This is a genomic window from Vibrio sp. OPT20, assembly GCF_963889365.1.
Lineage (GTDB): Bacteria > Pseudomonadota > Gammaproteobacteria > Enterobacterales > Vibrionaceae > Vibrio > Vibrio splendidus.
This window is the reverse complement of record NZ_CAWPOA010000058.1, coordinates 511,407-536,779: the sequence shown is the minus strand read 5'-3', so window position 1 is coordinate 536,779 and position 25,373 is coordinate 511,407. Positions and strand designations below refer to the sequence as shown.

The following is a 25,373-nucleotide window of genomic DNA, read 5'->3' as shown; positions in this document are numbered from 1 at the left end:
CCAAGGCAGCCAACTTGTTGCTCACAATGCGTCGTTTGATAAGCGCTTTCTCGATGCGGAATTAGACTTTATTGGCCGAGACTACACAGGCAAGTTCGCTTGCTCAATGTTGATTGCTCGCCGTCTCATCCAAGACGCACCGACTCATAAGCTAGGCGACCTTGTGCGTTTCAAAAATATCGACAACGACGGTACTTTCCACAGAGCGTTAGCCGATTCAGAAATGACAGCACGGTTATGGTTATTGATGATTGATGAACTGCAAAGTGATCACGGTATTCAACAGCCGAGCTTTCAATTGATGCAAAAAATATCTAAGACAGCTAAAGGCTCGATTCCAAAGCTGCTGATGAGTAACAGAGGCTAACTCTCTGCATTCGGTTTAGGGTTTGTCAGAAGGCTAGTAGCAAACAGTCACTAGCCTTAATATAGCTACCCTACTCCTGCAGTGTCACCAGCGTTGACTTGAGGCTCTCTAACTCATTCATGAAATAAGCCCATTGTTTATCACTACTCGCTGCCGCGATATCCACCAAGAATTTCGCTGATGTCTGCATATTCTTATCAAGCTTAGACTCTAGCTCTTGCGGATAATAATCTTCATTGTTCAAAAGTAGCTTCATAATAATTGGCTGTGCAATATGTAAATCGGTCTTCTTCTGCATAAGTGTCGTTAGGTCTTGATACGTATTATTTTGATATTGTCGCCAGCTGTCGTTAGTATTTACCCACTCTTGAGACCACGTCAAAATAATCGTTTTTTGCTCTTTCGATACCGACCCGAGCCATCGCTCTAACCGATCTTCAATTCGACTTCGATAACGCTCTCTCGAATCTTCATCATTCAGTGATAATCTTTCTTCGTAATATTCTTGCTGCTTTTCCCTAAAGTTCTTTAAGAATTCGTTATCTTGCTCTGGGGTAAGCTGCATACTTAACGCGTAAATATCTGGAGCGAACTTATTAACGATCGAGCGAATATGATTTTTAGTTTGTTCACTTTGATCAATGATAAAAGCAGAATTCATATCAGAACGGTCTAGGTTTTGAATCGCTTGCAGTTGCGACATATACAGCGGAAGTTGGGTTTCTTTGTGCCATTGCTGTAATAAGTCGAGGCGCTCTTCGAGTTCTGCTTCTTGACTGTTGGATAGAGAAACAAAGTCTTCAATATAGCTAACCGCAAACCAGCTTATATTGTTGTAGGCAAATTTAGTCCCGCAACCAGCGAATACAAAACAGACTAATAAGACTAACCATCGACACTTTCTCATTTAACCCTCTCACGATATTCAGCAAATACACAATCCATTAACTCACCCTTTTAAGGTTAGCTCTAGTTCTTATAACGCTAGTTCTAGCTCTTATAAAAGTAGCCTTAATAAGCAGTGGCTGTAAAAACTTTGAGATAAATTGAGACTCAGACTTGCTAATCTAGCTATTTCGGCAAATGATTAAACTAAAAATAATTAATGGCAGTGATGTAACTTAATTTTTATTGCTCATTTGATGTAAACGAACCCTATAAACGAATGGTTTATTTATTTTCAAATGATTAATATTTGGGAGGTAAGCTATGGCCGCTACTCCTCATTATACAAGCGAGTTAGAGTACGAGCTTTGTTATTTTGACGATGGAAGACTAACCACAATTACGATATCCGCTAATAATCGACAGGAAGCGATGACTTGGTATCTTAGCGAAGGAAGACATATCAACGATTTCTATTCGATCAGACCTGATGAATAAACATTTGATACGTTACTGACTGTGGAACACCCTTTACTGCATTATCACTAGCGTGACTTAGCAGTAAAGGGAGACAATCTCGAATTACTTCAGAATTCGGGCGCGGAATTGACGACCCTTCATTTTACCTGATTCGATTTTACCTAATGCTTTCTTAGCCATTGATCTTTCTACAGCAACGTAAGCACGCATCGCGAACAAGTTGATCTTACCTACTGACTTACCATCAATACCGCCTTGGCCTGTCAACGCACCAAGGATATCGCCTGCGCGAAGTTTCGCTTTCTTACCACCATCAATCTGGATGGTTACCATGTTTGAGTAGTACGGCTTAGCGATTGGTTTAGCTGGCAACTGAGACGGTTCGATTGGCATATCCATGTACTCATCAATTTGAGCAACACGGTGCATCTCTTTTTCGCTAAAGAAGCTAATTGCGACACCTTTGCTTCCTGCACGACCAGTACGACCGATGCGGTGCACGTGTACTTCAGGATCGCGAGACAACTCAAAGTTGAACACTGCATCAAGGTTATCAACATCAAGACCACGAGCGGCAACATCGGTTGCAACCAAGATAGAGATGGTTTTGTTTGAGAACTGAACCAAAGCTTGGTCACGTTCACGCTGTTCCATGTCGCCATGGAGCTCGATAACACTGAAACCACGGTGGCTTAGCTCATCATTTACGTTCTGCACTTCTTTCTTAGTATTACAGAACACAACCGCTGACTCTGGTTGATGATGAAGAAGCATTAGCTCTAGTGCGTCATCACGAGCTTCAGTACCTTCAACCTCGTAAAAGTGTTGTTGGATGCTTAAGTGATCGTGCGTTGATTCAACCTTCACCATTTCAGGGTTATTCATGATGCGGTCTGCAACAGATTTAATCTGTTTAGGGAAAGTTGCACTGAACAATAACGTTTGACGATCTTTTGGTGCTGCTTCAATAACAGCATCTAGTGCATCTTGGAAACCCATTTCCAGCATGCGATCGGCTTCATCTAACACAAGTGTGTTCAACTCAGACAGGTCAATACGCTCTCTCTCTAGGTGGTCCAGGATACGACCAGGAGTGCCCACAAGAATATGTGCGCCATGCTCTAATGAACCAATTTGTGGGCCCATTGGCATACCGCCACATAGTGTCAGCACTTTAATATTGTGAATGCCACGAGCAAGAGTACGGATCTCTTTTGCTACTTGGTCTGCAAGCTCACGAGTCGGACATAACACTAAAGATTGAACACGAAAACGCTTAACGCGTAGGTTTTGCAGCACGCCTAAACCAAAGGCAGCTGTTTTACCTGAACCCGTTTTACCCTGACCGATAACATCCTTGCCATCCAGAATAGTAGGAAGACTTAACGCTTGAATAGGCGTCATTTCAGTATAACCAAGAGAATCTAACGTATTTAGAAGCTCAGGTTTAAGGGCGATTGAAGAGAATTTTGAAGTGCTCAATGGAAATATCCAACTGGTGAAAAACAGAGTGCATTATGAGTGTTTTTGAAAATTATTCCACCTTAATCACAGTTTTGAAGAAACATGTTAGGCGAACACAAAAAAGCCAGCTTTGTTAGCTGGCTTTTGCTTCTATTTTGAATCGCTGCCTATGGCACACCGTGACCTTTAGAAGCAACCCATACGCGATACCATTGTTCGCGAGTCAGCTCGATTGTCAGTGCATCAACCGCCGTCTTCACGCGTTCAATCTTACCTGAACCAATAATCGCGATCGGGTTAGATGGTAAACGACGAACCCAAGCGTAAATCAATTGGTCGATGCTATCTGCACCCACTTCTTGACGAATCGTTTCGAGTTCATCACGAACGCGAATCGCTTGCGCTGAATCGCCACTAAAGATGCTACCACCACCGAGACAAGACCACGCCATTGGACGAATACGGTTCATCTGTAGTTGATCCAACGTGCCATCATGAGCCACTTCGAAGTTCAATGGGTTGATTTCAACTTGGTTTGTCACCAGTGGCTTACCTAGTCGAGATTGCAATAAGTCGAACTGGCGCGGTGAAAAGTTAGAGACACCGAAGTGCTTCACTTTACCCACTTTATGCAGTTCAGCGAACGCTTCTGCTACTTCATCCGCATCCATCAGTACATCTGGGCGGTGAATCAGTAATACATCAAGTTCGGTTACACCCAAACGCTCTAGAGAGTTATTTACTGACTGGTAAATATGATGCGCGCTGGTGTCATAGTGATTGATCTTGCGATCAGGAGTGTGGTCACCACACAAGTTGATGTCGCACTTGGTGACGATTTGGACATCATCACGAAGGCTTGGCTCAAGCGCTAATGCTTCACCAAACAACTTTTCACATTGGTAGTTACCGTAAATATCCGCGTGATCAACAGTTGTGATGCCCAGATCAATGTGCTGCTTCAGGAAAGTCAGGCGTTGTTGCGGGGTCATACCCCACTCTGCTGTACGCCAGTATCCTTGCACCAACTCAGAGAGTTCTGGGCCTTGTGGCGCTGTCGTTACTCTTGCAACCATGGGTTGTCTCCTTTATCAATACTGAACGTATCCTAAGCTCGTTTTACCGAAGGCTCAACGTATAACAAATGGCAAAGGTAAACGCTTACTAAAAAATGTGAGAGCCGCAGAAAAACGAACACTAAAATCAATAATAGCTTGCTGTCTGCCCCTCAGCCGTTCTCCCAAAAGGCTTGTTGACTCTAATGAATGACGAAACCATCTATAAATTTGAGCAATTAAAGACGATTTAGTTCAACCGTTAAGTTGTCACCATCACTATGCAGCTGAATCCAAGGAGCTGACGAACGAGAAGAAGATGAGGAAGAACTAGGCACATTCCATAAACTCATTTGCTCAGAGGAATGATGTGGTGCATTAATGAATTCGACGAGTTGTTTATCTACCTTATCGTAACCAACGCCCTCACGTTTCGCTTGTTCAAGTTGAGCGAAGACATCGAACTCATCCTCTCCAATGCGAATAGAGCTGAGCGCAAAGCCATCTTGACGAATGTAAGCCTGAAGCTTTGTGTAACTTAGGTTCGAATATGGCAGGTTAAGTCGAACCACTTCGACGCTTGAGTCACCCAACTCCAGTTCAACATAAACATCCAAATCGTAATATTGGGTTAAGTCACTGCACAACAGAGCGCCTTCAACTTCGCCACAATCCATGAGATCGATATCGTTAATATAGTTTTGAGAACTCGGTGGAATTGGGCTGCTATTGAATACCGTTCGAAACCACCAGCTTTCACTCGCTTGCGCAGAAAATGAAAGGGAATTCAGAGACAATAACAAAGGAAGGATTAAGATATGAAGAGTTCTCATTAATTGTGCTTATTTCGCGCGGTATGAATCACCTATTATACGTGACCAATCGACAAACAACTGCTCGAGTCGCAAACTTTAGGCGAAAAAAAACGAGCATACATGCCCGCTAGATAAATTCATCACCGAATAACGTAATCCTTCACGATTACATCACGATATTTGAATCACTTATACCCACCTTCAATAGCTGGTTCTTCAAGGGATAGCCTTACTTTATTTCGTTGAATAGCTTCTGGCGGCAAACTGATGAAACCGTATTGGTTCAACACGCCTTGATAGCCATGTAATTTACATTCCGCTATATGCAACATCACAAAGTACATTCAATGAATGTGTCATAATGTTGAAATTACTGGTTAATTTTCAAGGAATGTCATGACTGCAACGAACTATCTCAATCAATTGAATCAAAAGTATCTTGCGACTCATAAAGCGAAAGAAGACTTCTTTTGGGATACATATATGGGGATCAGTGACGACCACGATGGCTCGACACTCGCGCAGACTCAGTGGACTGAATTTCTAAGCTCTGCCGAACAGATTGCTGCTATCGAAACGCAACTAGCTGCTATCGATAAAATTCAAGATCCCCTAGAAAAAGAGAGTACGCTAACAGGCTTGAATGGTTGGTTAGCGACCTTTAGATCTCACGCTATTGAGTCTGAGCAGTCACAGAAGCTTAAAGCCGAACTCATAAAGTTTGAGGCTGAACTGTTTGAGAAAAAACAAAATCATGTGATGACTTACGTAAATGAAACAGGCGACGAAACAGAAGGGTCACTGCCCGTTTTAGGTTCAGCCGTTAGAAGTAATGGTAATGAACAAGTTAGGCTTTCTGCACATCAAGCACTATTAGATTTAGAACAGTGGCTGCTGGCTAACGGCTTCATTGAACTGATCAAAAAACGTAACCAATTTGCTCAATCACTGGGTTTTAAAACCTTCTTTGATTACTCGGTGGTTAAAACCGAACAGATGACGACAGAGCAGCTGTTTACGATTTTTGACGACTTCGAAGCACGTACACGCGATAGCCATCAGCAAAGTCTAACCAATTTGGCTGAGCAGAAAGGCGAGAATGCACTTCAAGCCCATAACTTTACCTACTCTTTTGCAGGTGACGTTATGAATGATCTTGATCCTTATGTTCCATTCTCAAAGTCACTTCGACGCTGGATCGAATCTTTTGGTCGCCTAAACATCGAATACTCTCAAGCGACATTAAAATTGGATCTACTTGATCGCAAAGGTAAGTACCCTAATGGCTTCTGCCATGGCCCTATCCCTTCTTTCTACGACCAAGACACTTGGGTAGCGGCTCAAGTTAACTTCACGAGCAACGCAAAGCCCGATCAAGTTGGCAGCGGCTATGATGGCATCAACACACTATTTCACGAGGGGGGTCATGCTGCACATTTTGCTAACGTAAAAATGAACGCACCGTGTTTCTCTCAAGAGTTTGCACCAACCTCGATGGCTTATGCCGAAACCCAATCCATGTTCTGTGACAGCTTGTTGAATGACGCCGATTGGCTCAAACAATACGCGCTTAATGCAGATGGCCAAGCAGTACCTGACGAGTTAATCAAAGCAATCATCGATAACAAACAGCCCTTCAGAGCTTATCAAGAACGCAGCATTTTAGTGGTTCCGTATTTCGAGCGAGCACTTTACGAATTGGCGGATGAAGATCTGACACCGAAAAAGATCACTGCTCTTGCTCGTAGCAGTGAGAAAACGATTCTTGGATTAGCTTGTAGCCCTCGCCCATTAATGGCGATCCCGCATCTATTGTCGGATGAAGCCTCTTGCGCGTATCAAGGTTACCTGCTGGCTCATATGGCGGTGTATCAAACTCGTGCGTATTTCACCGATAAGTTTGGCTACCTAACGGATAACCCAGAGATCGGCCCTTTGTTAGCTGAGCACTATTGGCACCAAGGCAATAGCGTGAATCATAATGGGACAATCGAAAGCCTGACTGGGGAAGGTTTTAATGCCAAATACCTCGCTGACGAGTGTAACTTATCGCCAGAGGAAGCTTGGGCGATTGAGGAGCAAAAAATCAAACAACTGTCGACAAGAGAACGTGCATCAGTCTCTGATTTGAATGCGAAGATATCAATCGTTGATGGGGCAACCGAGTTGGCGAATAATGACAAATCAAATCATCAGATGTGTGATGAGTTTGAGAAATTCATTGTTGGGCAATACGGTCGATAACGGGTGCTGAACATCAGTAAGCAAGGTTGAACCAAAAAATCAAACGAAAAAAGGACGATAATTTATCGTCCTTTTTATATTCAGCGTTGGATCTATGCCGTGACACATGTCGAGCGAGTTTCAGTATCAAACTCAACATCAACAGAATCAGCACTTCGCAATGATTTTCGATGAATGCCAAATACTTGCCCCGTCAAAACAATATAAAACTTCTCTGTTTTGAGTAGATTCCAAGCTTCATCAAGAGATTCAGCATAAACCTTGTTCTTGAGATCTTGTGGGCGGGTACCTGCGACTCTTCCATGTTTACGCGCCAATTCAAATAGTCCATTACGATTCGGTTTACACGTAAACAGGGTATCATTTCCATAAATAACACCCTTGGCTGTAATGCTTTTAATCATTACATTTCTCCAGATAATAATTCCACTCGTAGCACTTGAGTGACAAACCACATATCAATCTGTGGATGCTTACACTGCAAAAAGAAGAGAACATGGTGTAACGACCGGGCAAGCTATTACACCATTACCATCAAATGTCTTAGAAGCTCTTAAACTCTGAAGAGTTCAAGTTCTTAGAAGTAGTAGTAAGCCGCTGCGAATACGTGTGTTTCTTCGTCGTATTGTGCGCTAGTTGAACCAATGCGCGCGCCATCGATGTCTTGCTTGATATCGATACCCATGTCAGCGTTGTCAGCAATACGGTACATTGCCGCGATGTTGATGTAAGAAGCATCTACATCTGCGTGGCCATCAAGTTCATTGTTGCTAGACGCGTAACCTGCTGCGATTGTTAGGTCTTCAGAAACTGTGTAACCACCTGAAACGTAGTAGCCTGTGTTCTTAGCAGAATCACTCTCTTCAACCCAAGAGTTCATACCCAGTTTAAGAGCACCAACTTTTACGTTACCTGTTACTGTGTAAACTTCGAAGTCAGCATCGTCATCACGAGCTTCATAACCAGCGTATAGGTTGAATACCTCTTGCTCTAAACCGATGTAACCATTAATGCCTTTATCCGCATCATTATGATCATCACCTGTTTCAAAGTAAGAAATACCGTAAGCGATACCGCTTGTCGCACCTTGGAATTTAACAACATTGAAGCCGTCAGAAGCATCACCAGCAGAAGCGCCAAACTCGTAAGTGTTATCGCCAGCGCCATCCACTTTGTCTAGTGCTGTGTCGTTTTCCCAACCGAATGAAGCAATACCATAGCCAGTATCGAAACCTAACCATGCTTTATCTACATCTGTTGCAGGACCAGTATCGATACCGTTTGTCCAACCAGCTGTTGCTGCGTCATTCGCAGATACATTGTTGTCTGTTGTGTAGTTCACCATTAAGTCAGTTTCGAAGTAACCAACAATACGGTTGTTGCGGTAGTTAACTGCAAGAGTAAGGCCTGTTGCCCAGTCATCGTAGAACGCTTTAGAGCCAGTATCGTAGTAACCACCAACACCGAAAGAGCCTGATACTGAGAATTGATCTTTGTGCATTGAATCGAATGCAAACATGTCTTCGTTTTGGCTGTTTTGGCTGCTTGTGCTTACAGCGAAAGCTGAACTTGAAATGCTCGCAATCGCAAGTGCTACTAATGTCTTTTTCATGATAACCACTACCTATATATTGATTCGGCCTTGTTAGTCCGGCCTTTTGGAGTGGCGCTATTGTTCAAAAAAACACGTTATTGATATACCGTAAATTTACTGAAAATTTTATAGCTTTGGTGAATTTCATGAAATAAGAATATATTAATGTGCCTTTTATATTGAAAAACGTAACCCGAGTGTAAAACCTATATCCGTGCTGTTATCCATATTACGGATGTTCTCAATCATCAGCGCTTCAACTGCGAGTTGATTGAAGCGGTAGCGATAACCCAAAACGACCTCATTAGAAGGTTCAGAAAAGTCCGGGTCATTAGTCGCCCAGCCTTGGTAGTTTAGAGACTCAATCAATAAGCTATGGCGTTGATTCAACCGATACTCATACCCAATCGCCCAACTTGCGCTGAAGCTTTCAAGACTAACGACATACACATCGCTATCTCGATGCACAACACCAATAGTTGAAAAAACACTGTGTCTTGGGGTGATATAGCTGTAGTTAAGCTGAACGCCTTGCTCAAAACTGGTTCTCGCAAACTGCCCACTTCTTACATTGTTGTAAAACAAAGAGCCACCAGCAGAGAACGACATTGGCCCCCTCGAATAAAGCAGAATCTCATTGTAGAACGTCAGCGCGTTGGTTAAATCATCACCTTCAAAATCAGATACATGCACACCTGCATTATGAAAATCCATGGTGAACTGATCTTCCGCCACTTCATCACGCCCGTTTTGTCCAATGCGAAACAGGTCATGAAACCCCATCACAAAACTGTCTAAGCCATTATCTTTTGCAGTCAAAACTCGGTAATCCAGCTCGGTTTTCCAGACAGGTGAAGCTTGCCACTGAACCGCAATATTTGACTGGTTTTGATAATAGTCGAGCGAATACGCACTCGTGTGCGCCCAAATACTGGCCTGAGTATAAGAAGACTTGAACTCAATGGTGCCCACTCGATTAGGTTGAGCGGAGCGAAGTTGTGTTGAAAGTACATTTGAATGAATGGGTGACTGAGCATACACAAACATTGGAGCATTATTTGCATGTGTAGTCGGATGAAAAAAGCTCAACATAGAGACTGAAATAGGCAGTAACGTCCTCAAACTTTTCACAGTGTTTACTCGGTTATAGAAATGCCCGATCTTATTAAAAAACACCGTTCAATTAATGCAGTAAATGTACTGCTTATCATTCGACAATCTAGAACTAAGAGTTATAAAAAACTTAAAAATAGAACCTATGATATATATAAGAATCTTATCTTGCACTGAGCCACTCGAACGAATATCTTCTGAGTATTGACCTAATGAATGTATCGAGAAAGGAAAAACGTGTCTGCTTTAAGCCTAAGTTTTGAACAGCTATTAATGAAACAATCAACCTCTCTTATTAATAGCGATCCTAAAAACTTTCAAACAACGTGGTCAGAAGCAAGCTTTGACGTACTCGATTGGTTCGGGATTGATCGTTTAACGCTATACCCGAATTCAATGGTCTTACTTGAAGACGGGAAAACTTGTTCAGTATCCAAAGCAAACATACCTCCTGTCGATAAGAAAAGTTTGGTTGGCGGTAACTACCTTGATTACCTAAAGCTATTAAAAACCAATGAAACATATCTCACCTTTACCAGTGACGAACTCGTTTCAACCAAAAACTATGTGTTAAAGAAGATCTATAAAGAAGGGGGAAGATGGCACTGCATCATTCCTTTGCAACTGTTTAACCAACGCTGGGGAGCATTGTCTTTTACTAACTTTCACGACAACGAAACCACCTTCGACCTCGAAGACATCCAGCGCTTAAAGTTAGTCTGTGAACTTTGGCTCTGTTATTGGCAGCACTCAACGCTAGCGAGGACACTAAAACAAAATGAGAATCGGCTTGCAGATGATAGTGAGAAGCTATTATTACTCACCAAAAAACAAACCAAGGTTTTGGCTCTCATTGCTCAAGGGTTTAGTGCAAAAGAGTGTGCAGAACAGCTCCACCTTAGCTCTCGAACGATAGAATCGCATAAATACAGAATGCTTGGATTGCTCGATTTAAACAGCCACAATGACCTGATTCAATTCGCCTTACGCAATGGCCTAGGTCTTACAGAAAACCTACACACGACACGTTAAAGCAAGGCTATGTACACTCTTTACGCATAATGTTGGTTGTTATTCATTGCCTTCACTCAGAGCAAATTTGATTTCATCTGAAGAGAACCCCTTTCGACTTAGCATCGCATAAGCCTTGGAGCGTTCTTTATGATCGTTGAGGTCATATGATTTCTTCTGCAACTGTTCTAAACAAGAAGAATAGAAATCCAGTTGCTCTTCATTAATCAATCGGTAGATGAGCGATGACAGTTCACTAGTGTCGATTTGTCGCTGTCTAAGTTCTTGCTGAATAGCAGTCAAGCCTTTGCCTTTACGAGCATACTTAAGCACCTCTTTTTCCAAATCAGCTTTCTCTGCCTTAATTTGAATATTACTTTTCAGTTCATGCGACTGCGTGTGCTGGTCAATCGCTACCTTCACCTGCTGGTAGCTAAAACCACGCTTTTGCAGGGTCGCGACAAGCTTTTCACGGCTCATGGTAAAACTTGTATAGTAATGGTTGATGCGGTCTATCAGGATGGTCTGTTCATCAATAGACTTTTCGAACGACACTTTATGGATTGCATCAGAAATCACTGAGTCCGTCAGGCCCTTCTTTTTCAATTTTTCGACAATGTATCGAGAACCGAATTCACCAGAAAAAGCTTGTTCCACGAATTGTTCTGCAAACACTTGGTCAGACTTGAGATACCCGAAGCCTTTCAGTGTCCCTAGAGTTTCATCGATCCATTCTTGATTGTCGGTTTTCACTTTGAGCTTCGCAACCAACTCGCTTTCCGTCATATCTCTCTGGGTTAGGTGCCACATCGCAGAGTTCATGACGCTTTCAATTCGTGTTGCTTTTCTTACCGTTGTATTTTTACTATTCGTTTTTTGCTGTGAATCATCCATTCGCTTTCAACTGTCCAAACTAAGCCTACCCCATCATAACGTAATTCTAAGGCGGTTGAGTGACATAAAAGAATGAAGCTCAATATAATACCAATCGTAGTAAATAACTGTTCACCCTAGCTGGTTAAAACGCTCGATAACTGCGTTAGAACTTTTGATTGTAGAATAACTACTTATTAAAAAGTTCTGCCTTGTTCTCAAGCCTTTTTCCTGCGCTATTTCTGATCACTTACTTACTGTGATTGGTATAAACTGGAAGCCAATAAAAATGGACGCTTATTCAGCGTCCATTTGATATCACATTAAGAATGATGGCTCTAAGCCATGCTTAGCTTTTTCGTATTAGCTTTTTTCGTAATAGCTCTATTCGCAATTACTTCTCGTACTAACTCTTTCGCTTAGCTCTCTTCGTGATTGTAAATATGCACATCTCGTTGAGGGAATGGGATCGTGATACCTTCTTCATCGAAGCGTTTCTTCACGGTTTCCGTCACATCCCAATACACATCCCAATAGTCATCGGTCTTAACCCAAGGTCTGACGACAAAATCAACAGAAGACGTATTCAAGGTATGAAGCTTGATCATATGCTCCGGTTTTTTCAGTACTAGAGGGTGCGCAAGAATGATGTCGTTCAATACCGCTTTCGCTTTATCGATATCATCTGAGTAACCAATGCCGAAGACCATATCAACACGTCTCACACGTTCTGCAGTGATGTTGTTGATCACGTCACCCCAAATCTTGTTGTTCGGGATCACCAAGCGTTGGTTATCGATGGTTTGAATGGTCGTCGACACTAAGCTCATGTCTTTTACTGTGCCTTGAACACCGGCCACTTTAACCATGTCGCCCACATCATAAGGACGATAGATCAAGATCATCAAACCTGACGCAAAGTTAGATAGTGTGTCTTGCAATGCGAAACCAATAATGACACCCGCAACACCGAAACCGGTTAATAGTGGCGCTAGCTCAATCCCAATTTGAGACAGAGCGATAAGCAAACCAATAAACACGACCGCTTTAGATGCGATGGATACGAAGAACTCCTGCATCAATACGCTAAAGTCCATTTTAGAGTGCGAGACACTCTTACGAACGGTCTTACGAGCCACGTTAGCAATAAGGCGAGTTACGTATAAAATACCGAGAAACAGAGCGAGTTTAACGATAAATGAAGGCGTGTTGTCAAACGCCCATGAACTGAACGATCGAAGCCAGCTATCCAATAGATCCAGTGCAACATCGACATCCAACACATCGGCGTTAATGTCCCCAGTAGTCGCTAATAGAATGCGCTTGTACGAAGTGACATCCACACCAAACGGGGCCATCATAGAGATACTTGTCTCTAAGCTGGCAACCATTACACTGGTTCGTTCGCTGAAACGTATTAACTCAGTTTTTATTGTCGCCTTTTCGTCTTCACTAACAAAAGACAAGCGACGCTCTAGATCTTGACGCTGCGTGTCTGTATACAGGATCGCATTGGTCAGATATTGAGAACGAGAAACCAATGCGGTTTTTAACTGACTTTCCGCAGCCGATACATCAACGCCTCGACCTTTTGACCAACTTAAGGTTTTAGAGAGTTGCTGATAGTAATCATCCATCATTCCGATACGTTTTTGAATCAACAATTCAAGACGCTTTTTAGCATCACCTTCAGCGGAACGGTTGTCTTTGCTCATAGAGACAATTTTAACTTCGTTCAATGACAGTAAATGTTGTAAAAGATCTACCTGTTGGGCAAGAACAGCGTCTAAGCCCTCCTTCTTATCGGATGATAATTGGGAGGAAATCTCTTTACGTAGTGCTTGGTTCTTTCGTCTTAATATATCTTCTAGAAACGGCTTCTCAGCATCGTGCGCTGTTTCTAATGTTGTTAGGTCCAGCATTAGCTGGTCTTGTACTTCTGCTATTTTATCGACACTTTGTGCAAAACTCCCTGATGCCACAAACGCCAACATTAAAAATAGACAACGCCAAACCTTTATCATGTTAATTCCTATGAATGTCCAAATTGACCCCTTAAATAGTAGTAAAAAGAATATGGATAACAAGCATTTAAACGTATGTTGTGTTAAAAATTCACAAAATATCAGTACGTATCTAATATTTGAGAGTTCCAATCCCCTCTTATGACCTGTAAAGTACGCAACCAACAAAGAACAACAGCCAATATCGTCACTTAAGCACATGCACAAAAACGCCTTAAATCTGATGTTAGCTAACAGCAAGAGAGCATAGAAATGAACAACGAACTTGATATTATCGATTCCTTAGAAGAACTAGAAAAGTTCCTAATCTCAGTGGAAGCTGGCGGTTTGGGTCTTGAAGGCGTTGAAGGTGTAGGCATGGCAACCAATAATTCAGATGGTCGTCACTTCGTTGCTGTCTTCAACAGCAGCCACAAAGTTCTGCTCGCTCGCTGGATCACCAAAGAAGTTTTCGAAAATGGTAAAGATTTGGTACGTAATGGCCCTCGCCGTACTCACTAAGCCTTTCCAATAAAACCAACGATTAAGCCCAATAAGTTCCTCTAAGATCTGTTGGGCTTTTTGCATAGCCTCATCGTGAATAAACAAATCGATACAGAATAAATTAGTTATAACTGCCGGTTATTGTGAACTTTAACCAGAGCCCTATGTCGTATTCGCGTGAGTCCATGTTTAATCATCGTCTCTCGTGTATATACATTTTCTCTCGTTTATATATAGTTTCACTTTAACCATTTTATGACTTGTGGCGCGAAGAGAACTTATCTAAGCTAGCCACAATTCAATGAGCTCGCTTTAGCTATTAACTATTAACTATTAACTATTAACTACTAACTACTAACTATTAACTATTAACTGATTAGATTACTGACTAATTTGCTGAACACATCGCTACTTTTCTTACCCACACAGAATCGCCAACAAAAGCAATCGCTTTGGGCACTTCTCCTTATCGGACTGGTTATCATAACTTGCCTGGCGAGCACTCTGGCCGTAAAGAAAGTATCGTTATCGACATCCGCTAATGGTCAATCCATCCTAGTTGACGCGCAAACTCACACAAAAACCACTAATCCTCAAACCGACATCGCTTCGTCAGAAAAAATGGCCGCTCTATACGCCAGTATTTTCGGTTTAGAAGCATCTAAAATGTTAACGTCACCCAATTCAAGCTCGTGTAGTCTAAGTTCAAAAATGCTGACCTTTGCCGCACCTAAAACGGGCTGGCTGATCCCTTTCGTTCTGATGATTGCTGTTGCATTCAACTTATCTCCGCACATCTCGAGATTATCCGGAGAGAACCACCGCTCTACTCGACCGACAAAACACCGCTTACACCTAAAGCACTGTATATTTAGAGAGTAAATAACCGGGCTATTCCACCCTTCTATTTATTTTTTGGAGATACATTTGTGTACAACACACTACTAACTAAGTTTGTCGATTCGTTGGCATTCTGCATGCGCACATGCGCAAAAGCTTTCGTCACTGCAATCTTAGTCATGACGTCATTTACCGCCCTGGCTCAAACCACGGGCTGGATAAGCGTGCCTGAGCATCCACCAGTTAAGATGCGAATGATGTCGACGGGTGAACAGTCGGATAACGGCGGTACCGTTCAAACTGTATTGGACGTTACACTCGACGGTGACTGGAAAACCTATTGGCGCAGCCCAGGTGAAGGTGGCATTCCGCCAAGCTGGGATTGGTCTGATTCAACTAATATAGAGTCTGTAGATTGGCATTGGCCGATCCCTAAATACTACGAACAACTTGACGTAATGACGCTGGGCTACAAAAAGCACGTAAGCTTTCCTGTCACCCTAACGTTGAAAGACAAAACGCAACCTGCTGTATTTAGGGCTTCTCTCTCGTTCCCGTCGTGCACCAATATTTGTGTTTTGACTGACTATGACATCGAACTCCCTATCGACACGCATCAATTGCAGTTCGATGAAGAAGCGATGTTCTTGTTCAACCAAGGCATGAGCCAATCTCCAAGAGAAGCGAACCGGACTTCAGTGAACGGTCTATTTTGGGACAAAAGCAAGCAACAACTGGTCACTCAACTAACCAGTAACGAAGGCTGGGATAAGCCGATGGTGTTGATCGATGGCAAAGAAGTCATCGATGATTTCTTTGCTCAACCAAGCGTTCACATCACCGGCAATACGATGACCGCGGTATTTGACGTCAGCAACTGGATAGGCGAAGTCGACTTAACGGATCGCACCGTTAGTGTCACCGTTTCAGACACTAATTTTGCCGAAGAGATGACCGCTCAAGTCGGCTCAGAACCTATTGCTTATCAAGCAAGTAACAACGGTTTTCTTGCAATGATCGGCTTTGCTTTGATTGGTGGTTTAATCCTCAATATTATGCCGTGTGTGCTGCCTGTATTAGGAATGAAGCTAAACAGCATCATCCAAAACCAAGGCGCATCTAATCGTCATATCCGACTCTCATTCTTAGCTTCTGCGTCAGGTGTCATTACATCATTTGCACTCCTAGCCCTTGGCATGACCGTTCTAAAAATGGGTGGCAATGCGATTGGTTGGGGAATCCAGTTCCAAGATGTTTGGTTCATCGGGTTCATGCTGATCATCACTTTGCTGTTCTCGATTAATCTACTTGGATTATTCGAATTCAGACTGCCTTCCAGCTTGAACACTTGGATGGCAACCAAAGGCGATGACTCACATTCAGGCCACTTTATTCAAGGCATGTTTGCGACGCTGTTGGCAACGCCGTGTAGTGCTCCGTTCTTAGGAACCGCAGTTGCTTATGCACTTGGGGCAAGCTACCAAGAGTTGTGGGCTATCTTTATCGCACTCGGCATCGGTATGAGTGCACCTTGGTTGATTTTCGCGCTGTTCCCGAGTCTTACAAAACTGCTTCCAAAACCTGGGGCATGGATGTTCAGAGTTAAGCTGGTATTTGGCTTAATGATGTTCATTACCAGTCTATGGTTAACAAGCCTAATGAGCCCATTCATTGGTAAATTCCCGACGATCCTGTTGTCACTGTTTATCGTGATTACAGTATTGATTTGGATTGGCCGTAAGTTGGGCCGCAAGGTACTTATTCCTATTGTCGCAACCACAACCTTGGTGTTTGGTGCTGCATTGATCGTCGGTAGTGTCACCGCTGATAACTGGGCGACACCGATTGTTGACGATCTCGATTGGCAAAAGCTAGATGCAAAACAAATCCCTCAATTGGTTGAGCAAGGCAAAACGGTATTTGTCGATGTGACCGCTGAGTGGTGTATTACCTGTAAGGCCAACAAGATCGGCGTCATTCTCCAAGACCCTGTCTACAGCCACCTACAGCAAGAAGACATTGTTTTGATGAAAGGCGATTGGACAACACCAAGTGAAAGTGTCACTCAATACCTACAAAGTAATGGTCGGTTTGGTGTGCCATTTAATATCGTCTACGGCCCAAGCTATAAAAGCGGTATTCCACTGCCTGTCATTCTCGACAGTGACACTGTCGTTCAAGCCATCGACGCTGCGAGATAATGGATGAAGACTCCCAACAATGAAGATAAATCTAGCACGACTGAAGACAGCGCTGTAAAGGGTGAAACCAAAAAGCCAAGTCGTCTTAAGAAGTGGGGCAAGGAACTGGTTTCAATGATATTGATCGTTGGCGTGGTTTCATTTGCGATGGACTTTTATCACAGCAGAAGCATGCCTCAGGGCGACGCGATTCCAATTGTGGGTCAATCGCTCCAAGGCGAAGATATTGATGTTATCGAGCTAAGCAAAAATGGTAAGCCAGTCATTGTCTATTTTTGGGCGACTTGGTGTGGCGCCTGCAAATTTGTAAGCCCAACCGTCAATAGCTTCAGTGATTCCCATCAGGTGGTTTCGGTCGCTCTATCGTCTGGTCCAGACGAGCGTGTTCAGCGCTACTTAGAGGCGAAAGAGTATGACTTCCCTGTGATCAATGATCTTTCTGGATCTATCAGCAGAAGTTGGGGCGTTAATGTCACTCCAAGCATCGTCATCATAAAAGATGGAAAGATCAGCAGTATCGCAACAGGCATTACTTCCCCGATAGGGCTTTGGTTGAGAACCTACTTTGCCTAACTCGCTTACAAAGAAAAACAGAGCAAAGCAAGGTGAATAACTCGATTTAGCCCGTTTAACGAACAGAATTTCCGTGAGCGCGACCCAATGAGCGCTCACGATTATCAAGAATTAGAGAATAAATAGCATGAAAAAGCATCTGATTAGTACACTGATTTTAGGCTCACTAATGAGCACCACTGCCTTCGCTGAGTTAAGCACAGAACAAACCCAGCAACTTGAAGAGATTAACCAATTTCTGAAAGAGAACCCTTCTACGATCTCTGGCTTGCATACCAGCCTAGAGCAGTACGTAGCAGGGCAAGAACAGTCGAAGAAAGCTCAAGCAGGAAGCCGTGATTGGTTGTACAACAATGACGCTCACCCAATCACGGGCAACCCGGATGGCAAATCGGTCATCATTAACTTTACCGACTATAACTGCCCTTACTGTAAGCGCTTGGAAAAAGGCTTAGTTCAATTAGCCTCTGAAAACAGCGACATTAAAGTGATCAACGTGTACTTATCGTTTAAGCAACAACAAGTTGCGGGGCTAAACACCAACGCGGCGCTATACGCGATGAAAGTATGGAAAGATAACCCAGAAGCATTCCCTGAAGTTGATAGATTACTGATGGCCAAAAGTGGTATTCACTCGAAAAGCTCACTAGAAGCCGTTGCCAAAAAGACGGGAACAGAGGCGGAACTAAAAACAACTCAAGAACAAAACCAGGTTCTAACCACTAACCATCAAACGTTCAGTGCACTCGGCTTAACGGGCACTCCAACCATGATGATGAACGGAAATGTTTTACCAGGGTATGTGCCTTACGACCGACTTAAAGATATCGTGGATGACGCTTTTTAATCGTGCGTAGATAGAGATAAAGACTCGAAAGAGAAGTGAATAAAAGCCGACTCGCGCAACCCGCAGTCGGCTTTTTCATTGCTTCGAAACAATAGAACACTTTGAAGCGACAGTTCTGAAGTCATGGTTCTGAAGTCATGGTTTTGAAGTCATGGTTTTGAAGTCATGGTTTTGAAGTCATGGTTTTGAAACAAAAAAAGTCGAAGTGTCACCATCTCGCAATAGATTCTTAATTAACCCTCGCTACGCTAAAAGCAGTTCTGTCGATGAGTCAAAGACGTGTTAACTCAAGACAACTGTCCTTTGACCGAGCCTGCTCGGTCTTTTTTTTTGCTTAACTCAGCAAGCGACAAACAAGCGCGCCCGGCTCCCTTAATGCATCCACGTTATAGCTGAGTACACGACCAGAAGATGGTGCGTGATAACGACGACATTCATTACCGAACGCATCATATTGGATGGCGAGCAGATCATCTTGTTCGACACTTTGTAAAAGCTCGACCCGAGGCAGCACAAAGCCACCTATGTCTGCGCGGATAGATACGACGTTGTTGCCTTCTATCCAGTCCATACTTGGCAGCTGCTTTGCCTCAAACGGGTCTTCACCATCAAGCATCTCGTAGTAAGACAGCATATTAAAAACACCGTCCACGGCTCGTTGAATCATATCAGGCTGAGTAAACTTACCCATCCCCACTTCCACCGTAATACTCGGAATTCCACTTCGATTCCAAACCGTTTCAAGAATACCTGGATCGCCAGGATCATTGAGAACACAATCTGGTGTCATCAACCTTGCCATTTCAAGGCATTGTTCAATTCGGTAGTCAGCAAAAACATAAAGTGGGTAGACCGCGCCACGAGTTTGGGTATGCAGGTCAACGGCGAATGTCGCATTGTGTTTGAGTAACCGATCCCACAAAGACGCAACAAAGCGCTCTGCCGCTAAGCCATTCGCATCACCCGGAAAGAGTCGATTAAGGTTGGCAGGGCAAGAGCCCGGATCTGAAGAGATAAAATCGCGGCTGTGGTTAAGCAAACCCGACAAATTCACAGTAGGCACTATCGTGACCGTGCCTTTGAGAGTTTTACCGACTAAGTCTCTAATAATTTGCTGAGCAGCCAACACACCGTTGAGCTCATCACCGTGAATACCAGCGGTGATCATCAACTTAGGACCTGCTTGACTGCCTTTGAAAACAGAAACCGGCATGTTCTTGGGTTGCCCCAGCCCATCACTGGTTACTTGAAACCAAAACTGGTGCTCTCCAACGGGTAGGTCTTCAACATTCAGGGAGCCAATAACCTGCCTACCTTGTAAAACATCGCCTAAGTACTCTGTTTTCATCCAACGTCTCCATCTTGTTGAGCAAAATCTATTCTCTTCTAAGTTTTTGCATCATAGAGGATATCTTAATCAGTACAAACAGTTAATAAGATGAACAAGCTCTGACTTTCCCATAATACTCACGTATATCATCATCACGTCTCCTAAATAGAAGCTTGTGAAAGTCAGCTCTCAAGAACAGATAAGTTGTATAACCATTCACAAACCACTCAGTCAATTGAAATAAAAGTGCAATAAAATCAACACTTAAAAAGTTCCCTATTCACGAAAATGTAATTTTATAGAAATGAAAGCTTAATTTAGCTGCTCTAAATTAGCTTCATATCGAAACGGAGAGCACATTGCTCACGGATTTTAAAATACAAGGTAAGTGATTATGAAAAAGGCAGTTCTAGCTTCTGCAGTGGTAGCGGCACTAGTTTCAGGTTCTTCTCTAGCAGCAACAGTTTACAGCTCTGATGGTACTGAGCTTAAGATTGGTGGTCGTGCGGAATTCCGTGGTGATTTCATCGGGTCAGGCGGTAAAGAAATCGACGGAACCATGAAAAATAAAAGCCGTGTGCGTTTAAATGTTGGCGGTACTACTGAAATCACTAGCGATCTATCTGGTTTCGGTTTCTACGAAGCAGAACAAGGCGTAAATTCTTCAGCGGATAACGATGAAACTGACAACTTTAAACAACGCTATATGTACGCTGGCCTTGAAGGTAACTTTGGTGCTGTTTCGGTAGGTCGTCAAGATACAGCCGCTGCTCAAATCTCAGAAATGTCGGATGTTACTATCTACTCTGGTGACCAAAAAGCCTTCATTAACGCGGGCAACGAGCAGATTAACAACACGTTCGTGTACGCTTACGATGCTGATGCTCTTTCGTTGAAGGCAAGTTTAATCGCTGGCGAAGATAAAGATACAGACGGTTACGGTATCTCTGGTATCTACACATTGCCTATGGGCTTAGGTTTTGGTCTTGGTTACTCAGGTAATGACAATGGTGCGGGTAATGGCTCTGCAAACGCTGTAATTGCTGGTATCAACTACAAAATGGATGCTCTATACCTAGGTGCAACCTACACAATGGGTGACCTAGACGACAAAGCTAAGACTGAGTTCTCTGGTGTAGAAGTTGCGGCTAAGTACAAACTAACCGATCAATTTGAATTGGCTGCTTTGTACCAAAAACAAGAAAAAGACGCGACACAGAACATCACTGTAGATACAGCTGATTTCTTCGAGCTAACGGGTACATACAAGTTCAACAAGTCTATCCGTACTTACGTTGCTTACCAATTAAACAACCTAGACGATGTAAAAGTTGCGGGTCTAGAGACACAAAGCGAAGATTCTCTTCGTCTAGGTCTACGCTACGACTTCTAATCTAAATCGGCTTTAGATACAGACTAAAAGGTTGGGCAATAGCTCAACCTTTTTTCATATTCAAATATTCTGACTAACTTCATCAATGCTTTTTCTGGTTAAGTCGTGCTAAATCCGTATCATAGGTGAACCACATCAAATAATTAGAAGCATCATGTCACAACACCATCCGATCCAAGGCGCTAGCTGGATGCTAACCGCAGGCCTAGCCTTTGCCGTCATTAACAGCCTAACTCAAATCGCTAGCATTCATTTCGGACTTACTTCTACTACCGTTGCCGTCATTCAATACGCCATCGCGTTGTTCGCTATTCTTCCTTATCTGAAAACGCTGGGCATTCGCCGCGCGCTAAAAACCGACAACCTCAAGTTGCATGTATTCCGTGTGTTTTTATCGGTGATTGGTATTCAACTTTGGATATGGGCGCTGGCTTACCCAGTTCCTATTTGGCAAGGCATTGCCCTTCTCATGACGTCGCCACTGTTTGCAACCATAGGTTCAGGGCTTTTCCTCAAGGAGAAAGTGGGAGCTGCTCGCTGGGGCGCGACCTTAGCAGGTTTCGTGGGTGCGATGGTGATTCTAGAGCCGTGGGCTGAAGACTTTAACTGGGCAACGCTACTACCGATTGGCGCCGCTTTCTTTTGGGCATGCTACTCACTAATGGTGAAAAAGCTCTCTTCACAAGACAGTCCTTCAACCATGGTGGTCTACCTTTTACTATTGATTACACCATTTAACATCCTACTTGCTGCGCCAGATTGGCAGACTCCAAGCGGCGGTATGATTTGGGCTATCTTAATTGTCATCGGTGTTATGACGGCACTTGCTCAATGGGCAATTGTAAAAGCCTACTCAGTCGCTGATGCTTCATTCGTACAACCTTTTGACCACGCAAAATTACCGCTAAATGTCCTAGCAGGTTGGATTGTATTTAGCTGGGTTCCACCAGGTCGTTTATGGCTCGGGGCTGCTATTATTATTGCGTCAGTCGCATTTATAACGCACTGGGAAACGAAAAAGCCGTCAAAACTGAAGAAAATTTAGGGTTAGTGAAATAAATAGTTCAACTGTCCGTTCTATATGGATAAGAGAATTCAAACGAGGCCGTAACCATGAAGAAACCAGTCAAGATTACACTATACCGTTGGGCAGGCAGCTGGGGTCCATTTAAAGTTAATATCCCATGTGGGGAATGTACCCTTACCAAAGACATTCTTAAGGATACTTTTGAGAATGAGTTATCAGATGTCGATGTCGAACTGGAAGTGAAAGATTGGTTGTCTCACTGGTGGGAGCCTCTAAAACTGGGCTCTTGGCATGCTCCAATCCTTGTTGTTGAAGGCAAGGTTGTAAGCCAAGGCGAAGCGCTTAACCGCGGTGTGTTAGTTCAATCCGTGATCAAAGAGTGGACCAAACGCGACAGCCTAAAAGGCAACATCGTTTATGGTAAAGCGACCTGCCCATTCTGTGTTAAGGCAAAGAAAATGCTTGATGAAGCGGGTGTTGAATACCAATACCACGATGTCGTAAAAGACAGCGCAGCTTTGTATCGCATGATTCCTGAGGTCAAAGCGCACATTGGTGAGAAAACACCAGTAACCGTTCCTCAGATCTGGCTCGATGGTAAATACATCGGTGGAGCCGACAACTTAGAAGCATGGATGAAAGAAAATGGTTTAGATACCATTCCAAATAACGTTGTCGACCTGTCCAACCAATCGGCAGGCTAAACTCACTGAGTTATAAATCCGATCGTGAATTAATCCGTGTTTTTTGTGTCCATCCACAACAAAACGAGCGATGATCTTCATTAATCGCTAAAACGAAAAAGGCCTTAAACTTCATCGAGTTTAAGGCCTTTTTAAATTCCGTTTTTGAAAATGCTTATTTCGCCATTTTCTTCATCATTCGCTTAAAGAATGATGCTTTTTTTGGCTTTGGCTTGCCATACAATGCTTCGTGCATCATGTTTTTTGCTACCATTTGACCAAGGTATGCGTGGCCTAGTTCGTAATTCATGCTTATCTCCGCACATAATCGATTTTCTTATGCGCGGATTCTACACTTAAAGCGCCTAAAAACAAGATCTAAATCACACTTTAATGCAAGTAACTCATCCTATTGCAATATCCGTATTCTTGTCTCTGCGTAAATCAGCATTGTATCGTTATATCAATGAGTTAATGTTAAGTCCGTCTAACCTTGATTCACCATACCCATTTGCAATCCAAGACATTGGTTTAGACATTCATAAAAAAAGCAGCCCAAGAGAGCTGCTTTTTAAATACTTAGCTTAGAAACACTGACCTTAAAAAGGGCATTATTCGCTAATGCCTAATAGTCAGTAACTAAAACACTAGCTACGCTTTGGCTGTCTGTAAGTTTTACCCGCAATTTGGTATGTGTCTTTTTGTTTTAATTCGAACATAGTTTCAAAGAACCAAGCTGCAAATTTGATTAAGTCATCGCCTTCATTCATGACATGTTCGATGTACTCTTGCTCTTCGCCTTGTTCATTTTCTTGAAGCGTCACGTGGTAAATACGCTTTTCGCCTTCTACTTCAGCTAACGCAAATTGACCTGTTAGTGATCCAGCAGCCTCAGCGACTTCTGTATCCTCATTGGATTTCAATAGCTCAAGCGCTTGAGGCAGGCCATCTAGTGCGCAGATAGCTTTTACCAGTACTTCAAATTCATTTTGCTGCATGTTTATTACCTATTAAATGGACGCAGGTATTGTAGAAAACCATCCATACAAATACAACGTATTAACGACTGTACGCTGAACTATAGCGAGCTAGTTGCTTAACTGTACTCTACTTCAGCTGTTTAACTGTATTCTACTTCGATAGCTGCGGCTTTCTTATTCATTCTCGTTGAAGACCAAAGTACTGTGCCCATGCAAGCACCAATAATCAGATAGAACACGCCAAGTTGTAGGTGAGTTGTCACCCAACTTTCCACCAAATATCCTCCTAACAAGCCCGCCAAGCACATCTGAATTGAGCCTGACAATGCCGACACTGCGCCCGCTTGCTTCTTATGAGGTTCTAACAACATACTGATCGATAGAGGGAACGAGATACCTTGCGCTATCGCCAACCAAGTAAACGCCCAAACTAAGTTAAAGATGGATAACTCATGAGTAAGAAGCCAAGTTCCCGACGCCAAGATAATCATGATAGCTATGCTCATCAATTGCGGAGTGCTAAACCTACGATTGAGCAAGTTCAAAGCCACGCTACCGATCAATAAGCCAGCCGAAGGGACTATCATCAAAGACCCATATTCAGCAGCTGTCAGCCCCAATTGCTCTTGCATTAAGAATGGAAACAGCGATAAAGATACCAAACTTGCCATGTAGCTCATCCAGTTATAACTGGCACTGGTCAACACTTGACGGTTAGTCAACAAGCGTCCGTAGTTCTTCACCACTTGGCAGGCATCAAAGCGACTCTTTCCATATGGCAAAGTCTCAGGCAACACAAAGTAACCCAGAGTGAATATTGCCAGTAGATACAATAGAACAAACAGGAACACCGCCTGCCAACCTAGGTGGAATGAAATCCAACCACCAAATACGGGCGCAATGATCGGCATGATCGAAGCGGTGATCGAAATATAAGACAACGCTTTGGTCAGTTGAGGGCCATCATAGCTGTCGCGAAGCACACTTCGTCCGAGAACCGAGGCGCTACCCGCCCCTAAACCTTGCAACAAGCGACCAACCTCTAGCGCCGTCATGTTGTCAGAAAAAACAACACAAACGACAGTACCAAT

The 25,373-nt window shown here is 43.2% G+C and carries 25 protein-coding genes and 1 pseudogene; 11 read left to right on the top strand and 15 right to left on the bottom strand.

From position 1 onward, the window contains the following. On the top strand, window positions 1-367 hold a 367-nt coding region (locus AACR09_RS14465), incomplete at its 5' end, for a 3'-5' exonuclease (protein WP_228010609.1). Window positions 368-437: 70 nt separating this feature from the next. On the opposite strand, the gene AACR09_RS14460 is transcribed toward AACR09_RS14465, so the two are convergent. Then, complete coding sequence (locus AACR09_RS14460) at window positions 438-1,274, bottom strand: DUF6279 family lipoprotein (RefSeq protein WP_017092894.1); 837 nt, start codon at window positions 1,272-1,274, stop codon at window positions 438-440. Between the two features lie 302 nt (window positions 1,275-1,576). Between AACR09_RS14460 and AACR09_RS14455 the strand changes: the two genes are divergently transcribed. Next, the gene (locus tag AACR09_RS14455) at window positions 1,577-1,750 is read left to right on the top strand and encodes a hypothetical protein (protein ID WP_017077429.1); all 174 of its coding nucleotides are present in this window, start codon (window positions 1,577-1,579) and stop codon (window positions 1,748-1,750) included. Between the two features lie 84 nt (window positions 1,751-1,834). Here AACR09_RS14455 and dbpA read toward each other — a convergent pair whose 3' ends face one another. The 4 genes and pseudogenes from dbpA to AACR09_RS14435 all read right to left on the bottom strand — a co-directional run. Beyond that, on the bottom strand, window positions 1,835-3,214 hold the full coding sequence (dbpA, locus tag AACR09_RS14450; protein ID WP_193835250.1) for an ATP-dependent RNA helicase DbpA: 1,380 nt from the start codon (window positions 3,212-3,214) through the stop codon (window positions 1,835-1,837). A gap of 149 nt (window positions 3,215-3,363) precedes the next feature. After that, window positions 3,364-4,272 (bottom strand): aldo/keto reductase, encoded by a 909-nt coding sequence (locus AACR09_RS14445; protein ID WP_193835249.1) that lies wholly within the window; start codon window positions 4,270-4,272, stop codon window positions 3,364-3,366. A 218-nt stretch (window positions 4,273-4,490) separates the two neighbouring features. Then, on the bottom strand, window positions 4,491-5,084 hold the full coding sequence (locus AACR09_RS14440) for a hypothetical protein (RefSeq protein WP_102459022.1): 594 nt from the start codon (window positions 5,082-5,084) through the stop codon (window positions 4,491-4,493). A gap of 167 nt (window positions 5,085-5,251) precedes the next feature. Then, window positions 5,252-5,365 (bottom strand): annotated as a pseudogene (locus tag AACR09_RS14435) (PstS family phosphate ABC transporter substrate-binding protein); the annotation flags it as partial. A gap of 97 nt (window positions 5,366-5,462) precedes the next feature. On the opposite strand from AACR09_RS14435, the gene AACR09_RS14430 reads away from it, so the two are divergent. After that, complete coding sequence (locus tag AACR09_RS14430) at window positions 5,463-7,310, top strand: M3 family metallopeptidase (protein WP_193835248.1); 1,848 nt, start codon at window positions 5,463-5,465, stop codon at window positions 7,308-7,310. Window positions 7,311-7,402: 92 nt separating this feature from the next. Here AACR09_RS14430 and AACR09_RS14425 read toward each other — a convergent pair whose 3' ends face one another. From AACR09_RS14425 to AACR09_RS14415, 3 genes are all read right to left on the bottom strand, one after another. Beyond that, window positions 7,403-7,714: a hypothetical protein gene (locus tag AACR09_RS14425; RefSeq protein WP_054541813.1), complete on the bottom strand. Its 312-nt coding sequence runs from the start codon at window positions 7,712-7,714 to the stop codon at window positions 7,403-7,405. 173 nt (window positions 7,715-7,887) lie between these two features. After that, a complete protein-coding gene (locus AACR09_RS14420; RefSeq protein ID WP_193835247.1) occupies window positions 7,888-8,922 on the bottom strand; it encodes a porin in 1,035 nt (344 codons plus the stop codon). A gap of 156 nt (window positions 8,923-9,078) precedes the next feature. Then, window positions 9,079-9,996 (bottom strand): DUF3187 family protein, encoded by a 918-nt coding sequence (locus AACR09_RS14415; protein WP_416222635.1) that lies wholly within the window; start codon window positions 9,994-9,996, stop codon window positions 9,079-9,081. Window positions 9,997-10,254: 258 nt separating this feature from the next. On the opposite strand from AACR09_RS14415, the gene AACR09_RS14410 reads away from it, so the two are divergent. Continuing rightward, on the top strand, window positions 10,255-11,049 hold the full coding sequence (locus AACR09_RS14410; protein ID WP_017077418.1) for a response regulator transcription factor: 795 nt from the start codon (window positions 10,255-10,257) through the stop codon (window positions 11,047-11,049). Window positions 11,050-11,088: 39 nt separating this feature from the next. Here AACR09_RS14410 and AACR09_RS14405 read toward each other — a convergent pair whose 3' ends face one another. Together AACR09_RS14405 and AACR09_RS14400 are read right to left on the bottom strand one after the other, a co-directional pair. Then, a complete protein-coding gene (locus AACR09_RS14405; RefSeq protein ID WP_193835245.1) occupies window positions 11,089-11,922 on the bottom strand; it encodes a RecX family transcriptional regulator in 834 nt (277 codons plus the stop codon). Window positions 11,923-12,320: 398 nt separating this feature from the next. Further along, the gene (locus AACR09_RS14400) at window positions 12,321-13,925 is read right to left on the bottom strand and encodes a mechanosensitive ion channel family protein (protein ID WP_017081928.1); all 1,605 of its coding nucleotides are present in this window, start codon (window positions 13,923-13,925) and stop codon (window positions 12,321-12,323) included. Between the two features lie 252 nt (window positions 13,926-14,177). Here AACR09_RS14400 and AACR09_RS14395 point away from each other — a divergent pair, with 252 nt between their 5' ends. After that, window positions 14,178-14,426 carry a hypothetical protein gene (locus AACR09_RS14395; protein WP_017077416.1) on the top strand — a complete coding sequence of 83 codons (249 nt, stop codon included), beginning with the start codon at window positions 14,178-14,180 and terminating at the stop codon, window positions 14,424-14,426. A 575-nt stretch (window positions 14,427-15,001) separates the two neighbouring features. On the opposite strand, the gene AACR09_RS14390 is transcribed toward AACR09_RS14395, so the two are convergent. Beyond that, window positions 15,002-15,205 (bottom strand): hypothetical protein, encoded by a 204-nt coding sequence (locus AACR09_RS14390; RefSeq protein WP_061022053.1) that lies wholly within the window; start codon window positions 15,203-15,205, stop codon window positions 15,002-15,004. A 180-nt stretch (window positions 15,206-15,385) separates the two neighbouring features. On the opposite strand from AACR09_RS14390, the gene AACR09_RS14385 reads away from it, so the two are divergent. The 3 genes from AACR09_RS14385 (at window position 15,386) to AACR09_RS14375 (ending at window position 18,869) form a co-directional block, all read left to right on the top strand. Continuing rightward, a complete protein-coding gene (locus AACR09_RS14385) occupies window positions 15,386-17,449 on the top strand; it encodes a protein-disulfide reductase DsbD family protein (RefSeq protein ID WP_193835372.1) in 2,064 nt (687 codons plus the stop codon). A gap of 3 nt (window positions 17,450-17,452) precedes the next feature. Beyond that, complete coding sequence (locus tag AACR09_RS14380; protein ID WP_061022055.1) at window positions 17,453-18,022, top strand: protein disulfide oxidoreductase; 570 nt, start codon at window positions 17,453-17,455, stop codon at window positions 18,020-18,022. A gap of 127 nt (window positions 18,023-18,149) precedes the next feature. After that, the gene (locus AACR09_RS14375; protein ID WP_193835244.1) at window positions 18,150-18,869 is read left to right on the top strand and encodes a DsbA family protein; all 720 of its coding nucleotides are present in this window, start codon (window positions 18,150-18,152) and stop codon (window positions 18,867-18,869) included. A gap of 334 nt (window positions 18,870-19,203) precedes the next feature. Here AACR09_RS14375 and AACR09_RS14370 read toward each other — a convergent pair whose 3' ends face one another. Then, window positions 19,204-20,217, bottom strand: coding sequence for a succinylglutamate desuccinylase/aspartoacylase family protein (locus AACR09_RS14370; protein ID WP_193835243.1), 1,014 nt, complete (start codon window positions 20,215-20,217; stop codon window positions 19,204-19,206). Window positions 20,218-20,593: 376 nt separating this feature from the next. Here AACR09_RS14370 and AACR09_RS14365 point away from each other — a divergent pair, with 376 nt between their 5' ends. From AACR09_RS14365 to AACR09_RS14355, 3 genes are all read left to right on the top strand, one after another. Next, window positions 20,594-21,592 (top strand): porin, encoded by a 999-nt coding sequence (locus tag AACR09_RS14365; protein ID WP_102458126.1) that lies wholly within the window; start codon window positions 20,594-20,596, stop codon window positions 21,590-21,592. Window positions 21,593-21,746: 154 nt separating this feature from the next. Continuing rightward, a complete protein-coding gene (locus AACR09_RS14360; RefSeq protein WP_102541323.1) occupies window positions 21,747-22,637 on the top strand; it encodes a DMT family transporter in 891 nt (296 codons plus the stop codon). A 68-nt stretch (window positions 22,638-22,705) separates the two neighbouring features. Continuing rightward, the gene (locus AACR09_RS14355; protein ID WP_004731823.1) at window positions 22,706-23,323 is read left to right on the top strand and encodes a glutaredoxin domain-containing protein; all 618 of its coding nucleotides are present in this window, start codon (window positions 22,706-22,708) and stop codon (window positions 23,321-23,323) included. Window positions 23,324-23,477: 154 nt separating this feature from the next. Here the strand turns inward: AACR09_RS14355 and AACR09_RS14350 are convergent, their stop codons facing one another. The 3 genes from AACR09_RS14350 to AACR09_RS14340 form a co-directional block, all read right to left on the bottom strand. Further along, a complete protein-coding gene (locus AACR09_RS14350; RefSeq protein ID WP_004731825.1) occupies window positions 23,478-23,612 on the bottom strand; it encodes a hypothetical protein in 135 nt (44 codons plus the stop codon). Window positions 23,613-23,949: 337 nt separating this feature from the next. Then, entirely contained in the window at window positions 23,950-24,300 is a 351-nt protein-coding gene (locus tag AACR09_RS14345) for a hypothetical protein (RefSeq protein ID WP_004731829.1), read from the bottom strand. Window positions 24,301-24,422: 122 nt separating this feature from the next. Next, window positions 24,423-25,373: MFS transporter (locus tag AACR09_RS14340; RefSeq protein ID WP_228010606.1), on the bottom strand; the 951-nt coding region annotated here is incomplete at its 5' end.